This is a genomic window from Sporofaciens musculi, from assembly GCF_009830285.1.
In the GTDB taxonomy this organism is placed as follows: Bacteria; Bacillota; Clostridia; order Lachnospirales; family Lachnospiraceae; genus Sporofaciens; species Sporofaciens musculi.
In genome coordinates, this window is the sequence record NZ_WUQX01000001.1 from 1,418,441 (window position 1) to 1,432,803 (window position 14,363).

A 14,363-nucleotide genomic window follows, 5' to 3' on the forward strand; every position below is an offset into this window, starting at 1 on the left:
GGTTGGTAGTGACTTCATTCACTCATTTATTTTATCCATGCATTATCTGGAAGCCTGTAAGTCCCAGAAATGTATTGAAGTGCATACCTACCGTCTGGCAGTTTTATCCTTAGCGTATATCAAGTATATCTTTGGTATCTTAATGTTTTGTCAGATATACGTAAATATCAAGCGAACAGGATATCAAAGTCAGCAGGATGAAAAAATCATAACCTGTGATTAAGTATCCAAGATACGCTGCTGTAATGCTAATGATGTTTGCCATAATAACCTCCGTGTAGAAAAAGGTTGGCCGCCATCACAAAACAATTATATCAGATAAAAGCAGTAGATACAAATTTTTCCAATCATCAGTATTTGGTGGTTGGATTTTTTTATGGTTTCCAGGAGTACTGAAACCAAGGAAGGAAAGAAAATGGGACGAAACAAAGAAGAACAGGCGCGTATGGAGGGCATGGCCCAGGCGCTGAGAGTGACAAAGGAGAAGGGTATTGAAGGTCTGGAGGCGGAGCTTAAGATGCGTAACATCGCCAGCCTTCCATGTGCAGTATCAAAGAAGGCAATAGATGAATGTTTGCAGAATATTAAATTCAATACAATTGATACAATCACAATCATGGCAGTATATGTTCTGCATTGTAAATTTGGTTTTGGAAAGGTGCGTTTAGATCGGTTCATCAAGGAGTTTAATTTTCAGACTGAATGTCTGGTCGAAGATTACTGTTCTTGGGATGACTTAAGGGAAGAAATGCGCAGGGAGTGTGGGATAGAGCTTAGTATCAGGAAAAATGATAGGAATGTGCGTACGGGTTAATTTCTCAAGGGAGAACAGGAATGAAGAATTATAAGATGAATCTAGTGGAGTTTGAAGCAAAATATTTGATGGAAGGCTCCAAAGTGCTTTTGGTCTGTGACAGCGATGTACGGGAGTACGAAGTGTCACGTTTCCCAGAAAAGTATTTATCAAGAAAAGTTTTGTTTATTAGCGCATCTGATAAAGGAAAGGTAATGATTTTCTTAAAAAGTGCAAAAAGAGAGGAATGGTAAGGAAAAGTGATCTGCAGGGGTAAGGGAGAGAATAAGGAATACTGTGACAGAGTAATCGAGGATATTCTGAAACAGTGGGAAGAAAATGTATGCGGCAAAACGACGAATCAGAAGGGAGACGAGGCAAATGAGGTTGATTGATGCGGATAGATTGAATGAGGTACTCGAAAGAAACTTTGCAAAATCTGACGTTTTGAAGCAGATTGTTGACGTGCAGCCGACAGCCTATGACCTGGATAAAGTCCTTGAGAAGATGGAAGCCTATGCGTACAGTGATGGTATTTGCATACGCCATAATGGCTGCCCGTATGTCGGCAACAATGATATTAACTGTGATAACTGTGCGGCAATAGGCGCATTGGAGATTGTGAAGAACGGAGGAATTGAAAGCGCCAAAGCCGGCAGGTAATGCGGTGAAGGCTCTTATCTGGAAGATGGACGAGCACTGTAATAGAATATAGAGCCTGGAAGTGTGAGATAAAAGAGGGGGAGATTGGAATTGGACAAGAAGATTCTAAATGATTATATAGACGCATGTGCGCTTGTCAAGGATACGGAAGATGATATCCGGAGGTTAAAGAAAAAACGGAAAACCGTTATCCAGACAAATGTAAAGGGGAGCAATCCAAGATTCCCTTACCAGGCGCAGCATTTTCGGATTCAGGGCTCGGCCTTTACCTACCAGGATGACGGGAATCTGCGCATGGAAGAAAAATTGTTAGGACAGCGGAAGGAAAACGCGGAAAAGATTAAGCGTCAGGTGGAGGAATGGATGCTGACGGTTCCGATCCGGATGCAGAGAATCATTAAGTATAAGATTTTTGAGGAGAATACTTGGGAACAGGTTGCTGTCAGGATCGGGCGAAAAGCTACGGGAGATAGCGTGAGAATGGAATTTAATAATTTTATGAAAAAATAATTTCGTTTTTTTCGCTTTTTTCGTTTTTAAAGTGCTATAGTATATACTGAAAAAAGTGTATTGACGTACACGGGTTTCCTCTAATACTTGGGAAAGGGCGCTTTGCTTCGGTGGGGCGTTCTTTTTCTGTAGAATTTTTGGATTGACATATAAGAACAAATATTCTGTGATAATATCAGATTTAAATATACTTTCATACACTGTCCGAAAGCGTTGAATGTTGTCGAATAATAGTATATTATGGTAATAGTTTTCAATGTAGGGGTAGAGTGTGTGGAGGAAATGATATGGCTAAGAAACGTATATCTGTTGCAAATTTTAATGTAGTTTTTCTTGATGGGCAGAAAGAGTTACCGCTTTTATCATGTTTTGATACGCTTTTTATGCCAGCCTTAAAAAGCGGTTATGTCAGAAAAAGCGGGAATTCTACTTTTTTACTTTTGAATGTAAATATCGTGCGTGATAGACAAGGTGATTATGTTCTTGTGGGAAATATTGTGAAAAAGACGGTATTGGATGTATTGTCTGACTTAAATGAGCTTGGTGAACTTGTGGAAAAGGATGATCATTATCCATCTGCCCCGTATTCAACATTTGTGATTTATTTAAAAAATCATAGAATGATTTTTGCAGAAAATCAAAAAGGTAGTCCTTCTATTAAAAGTTTTAGAGCTACAATCAAATATATAGTTGATAAATATGTAAGAATTCATAATGTAGGGTTAAAAGAAGCGGGTAAAGCAGAATTGCCAATACCGATCATTAATGTTGTAGGGATACCGACGAGAGAAAATCTGGAAGAGACACTTAAGAAGGTAGCAAGAATTAATGAATTGAAGCTTAAGTTTTATCCATTAAATGGGGACGGAGATATTGACTATAATGGTTTATTTACGTCGCTAACGGGAAAATTGCGTTCTACTGTAGGGAGTAAAAGTGGTGAAATTGTATTACGTTCTCCAGAAAATATAAATGGAGTCATAAAAGTTGTTACTGAGTCGGAAGGTATTGTTGAACCAGTTTTTAAAGTAACCTATCCTGATAAAACGACTACTACTATAAAAAACGATATGATTTCAGAAAGGAAGCAGATAGAAATAGAAAGTGGAAATTTTTCTGACGAAATGAATAGATTAATAGAAAAGGGTAAAGAAATTGATAGCATAACATATGTTAGTGAAGAAAATAGTCGTATTTATGAAAATAATCAAGCCAAAATTATACCATTTATTAGGGTGCATTAAAAGGTGGGAATTAATTTGAAAGAAAGCATAGTGAAAAATGTTGAAAAATTGGCGAAGGTAGGAACCTCAGAAAAGAGACTGATTTCTGCATTTACAATTTTTAAACCTACTAAACGAAATTGGAAAAAATATTTGTATATACTATTTTTGTGTGGAATTCCGACTTATTTAATTAGTACTTCATTGGAAACAGTTTCTCTATTTGGAGAAGCTTTGGATATTATTATGGATGTAATATTGGCTTTATTTGGAATTATATTTACAGGCTACGCCTTTTTTCAAGCTTTAGTTAATGATGAATTGCTATTAAATATGCTTGAAGAAAGTAATATCAAAAAAAAAGAAAAGTAAATTGCAAGAGACAAATGAATTTTTTGTTGAATTGATGATGCTTTATGTAGTATCTATTATGTCATTAGTAGTGTTAAGAATTACAATTTCAGCTATTCCAGATGAATTTGTTTTGTGTAACAATTCTTTATGGAATAATTTTATAGCAGCATTTCTGATAGAGTTATATTTTGTTTTTAATGCATTCATTTTGTGGGAAACAAAAAGTTTTATTTTTAATGTTTTTCAATTATTTAATGCGCATACTGTAGCAAGAGTTATTGAATTATATAGGGGAAAAGAGTAGAATATATTTGGTATAAGTCACCCTCCAGGGTGCCTTTTCCGTGCAATAAAATAAGGCTAGAATTGAGAGGTGGTGATATGCCAAGAGCCAGAAGCCCGAAGCGGGACGAGGCATATAAGATGTGGCTTGACTCGAACGGGAAAACAAAATTAAAAGACATTGCTTCTGCCCTTGGTGTATCAGAATCCCAGGTACGGAAGTAGAAGAATTTAGATAAATGGAATAGTAACGTTACTAATCAACCGAACGGTAACGTTACTAAACGAAAACGGGGCGGCCGGCAGAGGAATGATGACAAGGTAGATCCAGCCGTTGAGCAGGTTGTAGAAAATACGGAATTGACTGATAAGCAGAAGCTTTTCTGTCTGTACTATATCCGGTGCTTTAATGCTACAAAGGCATACAAAAAAGCGTATGAGTGTAGCTATGAAACAGCAATGGTTAATGGTTCTGGCTTATTAAGAAATACTAAGGTAAAGGAAGAAATCCTCCGTCTGAAACAAAACCGTCTAAACCGTGAGATGCTGGATGAGTCGGATATATTCCAGTGGTATCTGGATATAGCGAGAGCAGACATCAAGGACTATGTCGAATTTGGCAATGAAGAAATCACCGTGACAGATAAGCAGGGCAATGAGCATACCATAAAGGTATCGAATGTAAACATTAAAAATGATACAGAAGTGGATGGTATCCTTATCTCCGAGATATCGAAAGGAAAAGACGGAGTAAAGGTCAAGCTGCCGGACAAACTCAAAGCAATGGACTGGATCGCAGACCACATGGACCTTGCTACCGAAAAGCAGAGGGCGGAAATTGAGCAAATGAGAGCCAATACAGAACGGCTCAGGAGAGATTTTTTTGACGAAGAAGAAGACGGAGTTGAGATTGTAAATGACACAGAGCAAGAAGAAACAGCAGGTAAGGATATCGGAGATCATCATCCCGAAGTATCGGGGGATATTCAATAACACGAAGATTAAGCATATTATACTGACTTCTGGCCGTGCAGGAACCAAATCCAGCTACGCGGCTATCCGTGCGGACTACCAAATTCTTGCGGATCCACACGGCTCTGTCGTTGTCCTGAGAAAGCACCATAACAAGCTGCGCAAGACCGTGTACAAGGAAATGCTCAGGGGGCTGAATCGCTTGAAGGTGAAAAAGACCGCCTTCAAGATCACCAGGTCACCCATGGAGATTACCTATAAGAAGCATGGGACGACGATCTACTTTTCCGGTTCGGATGGTATTGACGACACAAAGGGTATCATTGACGAAGACAAGCCCATTAAGTTGGTGATCCTGGATGAGCGAACAGAGTTCTTTGACGATGGCGAGGGAGAAGACGAACTGACCAATATCGAGGCAACCTTCGTCCGTGGCAACAGCAGCGGCTTTCAGATGATTTATCTGTACAATCCGCCGAAGAACCCAAATGCTGAGATTAACCAGTGGTGCAAGAAGATGGAGAAAAGGGGCGACTGCATCCATATCCATACAACATATGAAGACGTGCCGATCGCGTGGCTTGGTCAGGACTTGATTGACTCAGCCGAGGAAATGAAAAAAACGGATTTAAAAATGTATCGCTGGGTATGGCTTGGAGAAAGTACAGGAATTGATGATGCCGTTTATTATATGTTTAATCAGAGCCATATCAAAGAACCGGAGAAAGGTCAGCGCTTCTCGATTATTGGCATTGGCGGTGATTACGGCCAGCAAAATGCAACCACGTTCCAAGCTGCAGGGCTGGATTTGGGAGACCGGCAGTTGAAAGGCTTAGGAGAGTATTATCATAGTGGCCGAGAATCCGGGCATCAAAAAAGCCCTTCGGAATATGCTGCGGATTTTGTTCAGTTTGTGACGAGTTTAGGGGAAAAGTATGGAACAGAAAATGTTCGCTTTTATTTGTTCCTAGATCCTTCCGCACAAGGCTTACAGGAAGAAATCAAACGAGCCTGCTTCATAGCGAGTCTCCCAGTCGTTATTCGGAACGCTGAAAACGACGTAAAGCTGGGAATTAGCCGTGTGCAGAAAGCTCTGACCTTTCATCTGATGAGCGTATCGGCTAGACAGGAAATGGCAATTAATGAATTTCAGACATACGAATATGACAAGGACTCCATCGAAAAAGGAAAAGAAGAACCGATTAAGATTGGTGACCATTGCATGGATGGCATCCGATATCTGGTCATGGGCATGTGGACGAAGATAAAACAGTGGCTTCCAATGCTGGAAAGAGAGGATTAATTGTGAATATTTTTGCTTATTTTAAACAGAAAGACATTGATACGTTAGATCCCAAGTTTTACAGGCAAATCGAAGTGTGGCGTAGCTGGTATTATTCCAACGTCCGGAAGTTCCATAAATATAAAGTGTACAGGGGAAACGGAACATCTGTAAACTGTATTCGGTATGCCCTTGGTATGGCAAAACGGGTGTGTGAGGATATGGCGGATCTGCTGTTAAACGAGCGTGTGACCATTACCATAGCAAATGAGACTACGGATGAATTTGTCAAGCAGGTGTTAAAGGCCAATACTTTTTGGGAACTGGGGAACGAGTACCAGGAGTGGAAATCGGCGCTTGGTACTGTAGCGTATGTGGTGCATATTAACGATTCTGTTATAGATGAAGCCGGAAATATGAAGGGCGGAACGGTTGGGATTAATTATGTAGAAGCGGCCAATATCTTCCCTACTTCCTGGCAGAATAAGGTAATTACAGACTGTATTTTTACCTTTCATAAAACCCATAATCGAAAGAAATATGTCCATTTTCAGTATCATAAGCTGGAAGATGTGCCGGGTGAAAACAGGAAACAGTATGTGATTGAGAACAGCATCGTAGAAAATACGACTGGGGCAGGAAAGGAACTGGAACCAGAACAGTGGAACGAGATACCGGCTTTTTGCGGCTTGGCAGAGCGAATGGAAACCAACTCTGACAAGCCGCTTTTTATCATTGACCGTCTGAACCTTGTGAACAATGCGGACGAGGATAGCACAAATCCAATGGGAGTCTCTTTATTTGCCAATGCGATTGATACGATTAAAAAGCTGGATTTAGAGTATGACAGTTATGCAAATGAGTTCTCATTAGGGCGCAAGCGGATATTTGTAGCGCCGGAATTTTTAACGATGCAGGATGGAAGCGCTGTGTTCGATCCGGAAGATACCGTTTTCTATGAGCTGCCAGAAGATTATTTTAAAAATTCGGAATCAAAAGAGGCCATGCATGAGGTCAACATGGAATTGCGGATTGATGAGCATAGCAAGGCTCTCAATGATGACCTGAACTGGCTGTCTTTAAAATGCGGCTTTGGGACGGATCGCTATAAGTTTGAAAATGGCGGGGTAAAAACAGCGACAGAGGTGATTAGTGAGAATTCAGATATGTACCGGTCCCTGACGAAGCATGAGCTAATCCTTGAGCGTGTACTAATCCAACTGATTCAAACCATTATCCGGGCAGGGATAAGCATCGGTATCCCTGGATTGGTTGAGAATACAGATATCACAATCGCATTTGATGATTCTATCATTGAGGATAAGACAATGGAACGGCAGAGCGACCGCCAGGATGTTTCTATGGGAGTTATGGGCTTGGCAGAGTATCGCGCAAAGTGGTACGGAGAGACGCTAGAGCAGGCACAGAAAAACCTTCCTGAGCAGGCCAGTGTGATGCCAGAGTAGGGGAAGGGCTTATGAAGAAAAAGAAAGATGTATTCGGATATTTTGATTTCATTCCTGTCAGTAAAGAAGAAAAAGAGAAAATAGAGGGGCAGATAAAAGCTGAAATTCCAGTCAGGATGTTTATTATAAGAGGGGATAAAATCTATTGCGGCGGAGAGGATACCGGCGGGGGCGGGCATCAAGATGAACGGGGGGTATAAAGAAAAGCTGTCCAGGCAGATTGAAAAGAATTACCTGAAATTAGAAGAACGGATCATGCAGGACATCATCCGGAGGATACGCAAAGCGGGGGAGATCACTAGCACTGCAGATTACCAGATTAACCGTCTGATTATCCTGGGGAATTCTTCCGAGGATGTAGAAAATATGATTAAAGAGGCTCTGGGCGCCACTTATCCAGAAATGTTCGAGTTGTATGACAAGGTAATCAACTGGGAGTATGTTAGGAATAAGGACATCTATGAGCAGATTAACCAGAAGTTTATACCATACGAGGAAAATGACCAGCTCAAGCAGCTTACGGAAGGGTATATTCGACAGACGCAGGGGGAACTTGAGAACATTACACAGTCGCTTGGCTTTTATCTGGACTATGGGAATGGCAAGCGTGTCCTAACACCACTTTCACAGGTATACCAGGGGTATCTGGATGCCGCCATGCTAGATATTACAAGCGGGGCATTTGATTATAACAGCGTACTGCGCAGGGTCGTGACTCAACTAACTAACGGCGGGCTGCGGACGATAGATTATGCTTCAGGTCACAGCAACAGGGTAGAGGTGGCGGCAAGGCGGGCGGTCATGACAGGAATCTCCCAACTGTCAGGACGAATTTCTGAAATAAATGCGGAGAAGCTTGGTACAGAGTATTTTGAGGTTGCTTGGCACGCGGGCGCAAGGCCCTCACATGCAGAGTGGCAAGGGAGGGTATATTCCAAAGCAGACCTCTACCGTATCTGCGGGCTCGGCACAGTAACAGGGCTTCTGGGGGTTAATTGCTATCATGAATATTATCCGTTCTTTCCAGGTTTGTCGGAACGTAATTGGTCAGAGCAATGGCTGGAAGAAAAGGATTTGGAGGAGAACACGCCAAAGAAGTTTAATGGAAAAGAGTATACCCTGTATGAAGCAAAGCAGAGACAGAGGAAGATGGAGACGGCTATGCGCGCCCAGCGTGAGAAGGTGGAGCTTCTGAAAAAGGGCGGCGCTGATCCGGATGAAGTCATGCTTGCGAAGTGTAAATACCAGGCCCAGTTGGATGAGTATGCAAGGTTTTCCAAAAAGATGGGGCTTAAGCAGGAACGAGAGAGAATATATATGGATATGAGGGGCAGGATTGCGCCCGCAGATAAATCTGTTATGAACTATTTCCCAAAAGAAATGATTATAAATGCGGGGAAAGATATTAAGGAGTATGAAAGATATAAAAAAGTTCTTGGAGATGAAGTGGGTCCCCTTGCTAATTTTGGGAAGATAAAATATAATGATGCTAAGCAGTGGGAGTTCATGCAGTTAGATTATCAAAGGCGCAGAGAGCTTCAAGAGCATCCAGGGTTAAAGCTTCCTAATGCGGAAGACGCGATACTTCCAGATGGGAAATTTACACAGTATCTTTTTGCAGGGAACAATGAGAAAGGACTTGCAAAAGGTAGGGCTTTTACTTCAAGGCTGGGATATTCCGTTGATAACTGGAAAGAACTGCAAGATGAAATTAGAAAAAAAGCGCCGCAGTACCCTTCAATATACAAAGATAATAACGGTTACGGTAACCGGTATGAACAAAAAATAATTCTTTATGGAGAAAAAGGAACTCCGGCTAATGTGATTGTTGGATGGTTGAATACGCCTGATGGATCCACGGTGATGACGAGTGCGTACATTAAAGAGGTGAAGTAAGTGATTGTAAAACAATATGATACTGTTTTGTTAAAGGATGGAAGAGAAGCATCCATTGTTGAGGCATTTGATAATAAAGTGTTTATCGCAGATGTCGGGAGTTCACCGAAAGACTGGGAGACGATTGATGTTTATATAGATGATATAGATAAGATTATTCATGCGAATAGAGATTAAGTACCGCGAGTTCTATGGAATGCGTGGTATTTTTATACCCATTTTGGGGAGGTGATGGAATTGATAAAAGTTTCTATGAGTTTGAACAGAATCTATGTATTAGGCCATGCCAATAGTGCACCGAGGGGATTGGATATTGTGTGCGCAGCAGTTTCAGCATTAACTCTTACACTCATCCAGGGGTTAAAGAGTATTGCCCTTATGGAGTTGCAAGAGAATGTAGAACCGGGAAACGTCTGTATTGAGTGGCAGACTTTGAATGATACGGGCAAGGCTTTGATTGATACATGGTTTTTGGGTATCTGCAGGATAGCGGAGGAATACCAGGGGATTCATTTTATAAACGGTGATTAATGCATCCTTTTAGAAGGGGTGCTTTTTTCATGCCTGACGAGGCAATAAATACGGGAATTTCACGGAAAGGTGAGGAGAAAAATGAGAAAAAAATATTTTGATTTGCAGATCTTCACGGACGGCGGTGGAGACGGTGCTGGAAACGGCGGCACAGGCGACGGAACAGGTTCAGCCGGGAATGGTAACGTCAGCCGGGGGAATGCCGGAGGAACGGGAGGCGGTGCGACGTACAGTTATGAACAGGCGGAGCAGATTGCGGAGGCAAGGGCTGACCGAGCGACAAAAGCGGCTCTTGTGGATTATTTTAAGCGGCAGGGAATGAGCGAGGAGGAGGTTACTGCAGCGATTGCTGATTACAGAACAAAAAAGGCTGCTAATCAGCCCAATGTAGCGGAATTAGAAAAGCGGTTAAATGAAGCCAACGCCAAGGTGACGGAAATGGAAAACACCGATTACCTACGCAGTAAGGGTGTGAAGTCTGACGATCTTGATTATGTTCTCTTTAAGGTCGGGAAACAGGTGGATGACAAGACAGACTTCAAGAAGGCGGCGGACACATTCTTGAAGGAAAACCCGCGCTTTACGGGACATGGCTACAAAGTTGTCTCTACCGGCAAGCCAGACGGCGGATCCGGTACAGGCCAGACAACGCATGATTCTATCAATGCCTCCATTCGTTCAGCGTTTGGAAGATAAAGAAGGGAGAGAAAAGCATATGAACAGAAACAGGAAACTATTTGACTTACAGTTATTTACAGGAAGCGGTACATCCATTACCAGAAGCGATGCAGAAGCACTGATTCCTGTACAGGAAAGCCATGAGATTATCCAGGGTGTGGTAGAGCAGTCCGCCGTGTTGCAGCGCGGCCGCAGGCTTGCAGATATGACGGCGGCTCAATACCGGATGCCGGTGCTTGACATGCTGCCTATGGCGTACTTTGTCAACGGTGAGGGAGGCACGGCGAGAAAGAAGTTGACTACTATGGCATGGGATAAGAAGGTTATTTATGCGGAGGAAATTGCGGTTATCGTGCCGATTTCTGAGGCTGTCTTGGATGATGCAGATTATGATATCTGGGGAGAAGTAAGGCCGCGCTTAGTAGAGGCGTTTGGACAGAAGATTGACGGCGCAATTCTATTTGGGATTGATAAGCCCGCTACATGGAGAAAAGATGTAGTCAGTACCGCCGTTGACGCAGGCGCCAGTGTAATGCTAGGGACTGATCTGTATACTTCGATCCTGGGTGAAGACGGCGTGATTGCAAAGGTTGAAGAAAGTGGATACTTTGTCAACGGCCATATGGCGGATATCACGATGCGGGCGAAGCTTAGGGGCTTAAAGGACACAACCGGACAGCCGGTGTTCCGATCAGATATGCAGACAGGTACCAATTATACCTTGGATGGCTCACCGATGAATTTCCCGCGTAATGGTGCGTTTGATAAGTCGAAAGCAGCCATGATTTCCGGAGACTTTTCACAGTTGGCCTACAGTATCCGACAGGATATTACGTTCAAACTGTTCGACCAGGGAGTTGTTCAGGATCCGGCAACAGGCGATATTCTATATAATCTGATGCAGAATGACATGGTTGCCCTGCGTGCTGTCATGCGTTTAGGCTGGGAAATTCCGAACCCGATTAATGCTATGGTTCCAGATAAGAATAAACGCTGTCCGTTTTCCATTCTGACACTGACAGAACCGGTGAAATCCATATATGCCCAGGAAGAACTGGAAGCGATGACGGTTGATCAAATCAAGAATCTAGCATCAGCAAAGGACTATACAATTACGAAGACCGTCAAAGCTGAAATTATTGCTGAGGTTCTTGCACAACAGGAGGCGTGATGAAAATGTTTCCCTATGCAGACTATGAATTCTATGTAGAGAAGGCGTATGGAAAGCTGGATAGAGATATCTTTGAAAAGGAGGTCCTTGAGGCTTCCTTTTATCTTAGGTATATGACGTTAGGGAAAAGCGATGTCGTGCAGCCAGAGGAATTACGGTATGCCGCCTGTGCGATTACTGAGATGTATGTTCGGGAGAAGAACCATCTTACATCGGGCGGGGCCCGGAAGAAATCTGAAAACAATGACGGATATTCCGTTACATTTGTAACAGAGCTAAAGGACGGGGAAGCTATTGAGGAGCTTCTTGCGAGAAAGGCGGACCAGATTGCAAGAAAATATCTAATTAGAACTGGTCTTTTAAGTAGAAAGGTGCAAGGTGTCCATGATAACCAATGCAGATATCACACTTTATAACCATAGGATGAATAAAGAAACCCGTCTGGGTGAATGGTACAGAACCGTGCTTCAAGGTGTGCATTTTTATGTAGACCATAAGGTAAATGTCGGGGATAATGGCTTGAATGGCGCAGATGTTTACAAGCTCCGGATACCTGAAAAGGTGAATTGTCAGAAAAGTTATGTTCCGGAAAATGAATTTATATCTGTGGAAGAAGAACCAGACAGTTGGACGTTACAAAAGGGTGATGTGATTGTCTATGGAATCTGCGAACTGGAAATCGAAAAGCCTGCCGACCTGAAAAAACAAGGCATATCTTATTGTACCGTTACATCCTGGTCAGACAACCGTTTTGGCGGGCTTCCACATTGGAGGGTAGGTGGTGCGTAAATGGCTCAGAAAAGAAATATCGTTGTAGCGACTCCCAGGGGATGCGTCTACACAGTCACAACCCCGAACGGAAGCATTACTACACGGCTGAAGTGGGCGCAGGATTTTGCGCCGAAGAAAAAGGCAGCCTTCATGCGGGCCCAGGAATTTGTTGACTCAGAATGTCTGCGGTACATGAATCCAATGACGCCGCGTCTGACGGGGGCAATGGTAAAGTCGGCCACTCTTGGTACCGTGGTTGGAAGTGGGTCAATCGAGTATCTGGTGCCCTATGCAAGAAGGCAATATTATGAACACGAGGAAAAAGCAAGGTGGTTTGAACGGATGAAGGCAACTCGGAAAGAGCCGATTTTGAAAGGAGCGATGCGGATTGTCAGCGGTTAAGCCAATTATAGAGAGTATTCGGAATTATATCCTGACTTGTGATTTTTTAAAGGATGGGAAGGTTAATGTAGATTACCTACCTGACGAGATGTCCTATTCCATAGACCCTATTGGAGGGGATCCAATCTATAAGCGGTATACGGATGGGGGATGCCTAAAACAGTTCCAGTTTGCATTGACATCGAAGGAGGCATATGACGGGGATGCACGGACAGGAATTGCCAATAGTGGATTTTACCAGTTTTTTGAGGAATGGATAGAAGATAATAACATGTTGGATATTTATCCGAAACTGGAAGGACACACGCCGGTCAGAGTGGAGATAATGCAAAGCGGGTACCTATTCTCAACGGAAGCTGATTTAGGAAGATATCAAATTATCTGTAGGTTGATTTATGGGTAGAAGAAAGGATGATGTAGGATGGCAAATGAAACAGCAAGGAAATTAGTGGGAAGACATAAAAGGTTGTCTTTTATGAAGACGGAAGGTAATACATATACGAGGATGTCGGAATTTACATCCCTGTCAGAAGCAAAGGAGTCAAAGGAATATTCCAGGCAGTATGTGGATGAACCTACGGAGAGGTCGGATGTGGTCGGGTATGCAACCGGCGTTAGCTACGAATTTGACCGGCATACAGATACACCCGTACATGCAAGGCTGGCTGAGATCTCGGATGATGAGATTGTAGGGACTGAGGCCCAGGTAGAAATTGTTACGGTGGATCTTTTTGAAACGAAGCAGGGTGGGGCGTGCATGGCAAGGAAGCGGGTTTACAGCGTAATCCCGGATTCTTCGGGAGATGGAACGGATGCTTTAATTTATTCCGGAACCTTGAAAGCAGCCGGTGAGATTATAAAGGGCTCTGCTGCCAGTACGGATAAGTGGAAAACGTGTGAGTTTACGGAAGATAGTTCCGGCGGATTGACAGAGTAATGGGATTGTAAGAGGGAGGATAAGAGCCTATGAGCCTTTTTAAATATGGGGAGTTTGAGATAGAATTGGATTTTACGGATGCGGATACGCTGGCGGCGATTGAGGATGCGTATGAAAAAATGCAGGAGAATATCAAGAAGCTGCCTAAAACCGGCCGTATTTCAGAGATTATCAAGGCGCAGAATGTAGTCTATGATGACTTTTTTGATTCTTTTATGGGGGAAGGGGCAAGCAGCAGGATGTTCCAGACGAACAGCCTGGAACAAAGGATTGATGCCGCGGAACAACTGGCAGATTTCCGATTTAAGGAAGATGAACGGTTTTATGGACGAGTGGAAAAATTCCGGGTAAATAAAGTGGTAAATCATTCAGGAAACCGAGAACAGAGAAGAAACAGCCAGAAGAAGAATCATAAAAACAGGGGATGATTGA

General features: G+C 42.8%; 25 protein-coding genes. 24 read left to right on the forward strand and 1 reads right to left on the reverse strand.

All coding sequences use genetic code 11. The features are described from left to right. Positions 1-139 precede the first annotated feature (139 nt). Complete coding sequence (locus tag GN277_RS30870; protein WP_280178599.1) at positions 140-265, reverse strand: hypothetical protein; 126 nt, start codon at positions 263-265, stop codon at positions 140-142. Between the two features lie 150 nt (positions 266-415). Here GN277_RS30870 and GN277_RS07000 point away from each other — a divergent pair, with 150 nt between their 5' ends. The 24 genes from GN277_RS07000 to GN277_RS07105 all read left to right on the forward strand — a co-directional run bounded on the left by GN277_RS07000 (position 416) and on the right by GN277_RS07105 (position 14,359). Then, positions 416-814 (forward strand): hypothetical protein, encoded by a 399-nt coding sequence (locus GN277_RS07000; protein ID WP_159750446.1) that lies wholly within the window; start codon positions 416-418, stop codon positions 812-814. 20 nt (positions 815-834) lie between these two features. Continuing rightward, positions 835-1,047, forward strand: a complete 213-nt coding sequence (locus GN277_RS07005) for a hypothetical protein (protein ID WP_159750447.1) — start codon at positions 835-837, stop codon at positions 1,045-1,047. 6 nt (positions 1,048-1,053) lie between these two features. Beyond that, positions 1,054-1,188 (forward strand): hypothetical protein, encoded by a 135-nt coding sequence (locus GN277_RS30875; protein WP_280178600.1) that lies wholly within the window; start codon positions 1,054-1,056, stop codon positions 1,186-1,188. Beyond that, positions 1,175-1,456, forward strand: a complete 282-nt coding sequence (locus GN277_RS07010; RefSeq protein WP_159750448.1) for a hypothetical protein — start codon at positions 1,175-1,177, stop codon at positions 1,454-1,456. Before GN277_RS30875 ends, GN277_RS07010 begins: the two co-directional genes overlap by 14 nt. Before the next feature lie 90 nt (positions 1,457-1,546). Further along, positions 1,547-1,966 (forward strand): RNA polymerase subunit sigma-70, encoded by a 420-nt coding sequence (locus tag GN277_RS07015; RefSeq protein WP_159750449.1) that lies wholly within the window; start codon positions 1,547-1,549, stop codon positions 1,964-1,966. A gap of 287 nt (positions 1,967-2,253) precedes the next feature. Further along, positions 2,254-3,210 carry a hypothetical protein gene (locus tag GN277_RS07020; protein WP_159750450.1) on the forward strand — a complete coding sequence of 319 codons (957 nt, stop codon included), beginning with the start codon at positions 2,254-2,256 and terminating at the stop codon, positions 3,208-3,210. Between the two features lie 15 nt (positions 3,211-3,225). Further along, positions 3,226-3,561: a hypothetical protein gene (locus GN277_RS07025; RefSeq protein ID WP_159750451.1), complete on the forward strand. Its 336-nt coding sequence runs from the start codon at positions 3,226-3,228 to the stop codon at positions 3,559-3,561. Position 3,562: 1 nt separating this feature from the next. Continuing rightward, positions 3,563-3,847 (forward strand): hypothetical protein, encoded by a 285-nt coding sequence (locus GN277_RS07030; RefSeq protein ID WP_159750452.1) that lies wholly within the window; start codon positions 3,563-3,565, stop codon positions 3,845-3,847. Between the two features lie 77 nt (positions 3,848-3,924). After that, a complete protein-coding gene (locus GN277_RS07035; protein WP_159750453.1) occupies positions 3,925-4,050 on the forward strand; it encodes a phage terminase small subunit-related protein in 126 nt (41 codons plus the stop codon). Between the two features lie 135 nt (positions 4,051-4,185). Next, positions 4,186-4,818, forward strand: coding sequence for a terminase small subunit (locus tag GN277_RS07040; RefSeq protein ID WP_159750454.1), 633 nt, complete (start codon positions 4,186-4,188; stop codon positions 4,816-4,818). Next, a complete protein-coding gene (locus GN277_RS07045) occupies positions 4,742-6,100 on the forward strand; it encodes a PBSX family phage terminase large subunit (RefSeq protein ID WP_244324623.1) in 1,359 nt (452 codons plus the stop codon). Before GN277_RS07040 ends, GN277_RS07045 begins: the two co-directional genes overlap by 77 nt. A gap of 2 nt (positions 6,101-6,102) precedes the next feature. Beyond that, positions 6,103-7,545, forward strand: a complete 1,443-nt coding sequence (locus GN277_RS07050; RefSeq protein ID WP_159750455.1) for a phage portal protein — start codon at positions 6,103-6,105, stop codon at positions 7,543-7,545. A gap of 11 nt (positions 7,546-7,556) precedes the next feature. After that, complete coding sequence (locus GN277_RS07055) at positions 7,557-7,745, forward strand: hypothetical protein (protein WP_159750456.1); 189 nt, start codon at positions 7,557-7,559, stop codon at positions 7,743-7,745. Then, positions 7,729-9,441: a phage minor capsid protein gene (locus GN277_RS07060; RefSeq protein WP_159750457.1), complete on the forward strand. Its 1,713-nt coding sequence runs from the start codon at positions 7,729-7,731 to the stop codon at positions 9,439-9,441. Before GN277_RS07055 ends, GN277_RS07060 begins: the two co-directional genes overlap by 17 nt. Next, a complete protein-coding gene (locus tag GN277_RS29355; RefSeq protein ID WP_204162713.1) occupies positions 9,442-9,618 on the forward strand; it encodes a hypothetical protein in 177 nt (58 codons plus the stop codon). A 54-nt stretch (positions 9,619-9,672) separates the two neighbouring features. Then, positions 9,673-9,972, forward strand: a complete 300-nt coding sequence (locus tag GN277_RS07065) for a ribosomal-processing cysteine protease Prp (protein ID WP_244324624.1) — start codon at positions 9,673-9,675, stop codon at positions 9,970-9,972. 81 nt (positions 9,973-10,053) lie between these two features. Next, the gene (locus GN277_RS07070) at positions 10,054-10,668 is read left to right on the forward strand and encodes a hypothetical protein (RefSeq protein ID WP_159750458.1); all 615 of its coding nucleotides are present in this window, start codon (positions 10,054-10,056) and stop codon (positions 10,666-10,668) included. A gap of 19 nt (positions 10,669-10,687) precedes the next feature. Further along, a complete protein-coding gene (locus GN277_RS07075; RefSeq protein WP_159750459.1) occupies positions 10,688-11,821 on the forward strand; it encodes a phage major capsid protein in 1,134 nt (377 codons plus the stop codon). Next, entirely contained in the window at positions 11,821-12,237 is a 417-nt protein-coding gene (locus tag GN277_RS07080) for a head-tail connector protein (RefSeq protein ID WP_159750460.1), read from the forward strand. The genes GN277_RS07075 and GN277_RS07080 overlap by 1 nt, the downstream gene beginning before the upstream one ends. Before the next feature lie 7 nt (positions 12,238-12,244). Then, entirely contained in the window at positions 12,245-12,610 is a 366-nt protein-coding gene (locus GN277_RS07085; RefSeq protein WP_244324625.1) for a DUF6751 family protein, read from the forward strand. Next, positions 12,611-12,994 (forward strand): minor capsid protein, encoded by a 384-nt coding sequence (locus GN277_RS07090; RefSeq protein ID WP_159750462.1) that lies wholly within the window; start codon positions 12,611-12,613, stop codon positions 12,992-12,994. After that, entirely contained in the window at positions 12,981-13,397 is a 417-nt protein-coding gene (locus GN277_RS07095; protein WP_159750463.1) for a hypothetical protein, read from the forward strand. The genes GN277_RS07090 and GN277_RS07095 overlap by 14 nt, the downstream gene beginning before the upstream one ends. Before the next feature lie 18 nt (positions 13,398-13,415). Beyond that, entirely contained in the window at positions 13,416-13,931 is a 516-nt protein-coding gene (locus GN277_RS07100; protein ID WP_159750464.1) for a hypothetical protein, read from the forward strand. A 29-nt stretch (positions 13,932-13,960) separates the two neighbouring features. Further along, complete coding sequence (locus tag GN277_RS07105) at positions 13,961-14,359, forward strand: DUF6673 family protein (protein WP_159750465.1); 399 nt, start codon at positions 13,961-13,963, stop codon at positions 14,357-14,359. Positions 14,360-14,363: the final 4 nt, after the last annotated feature.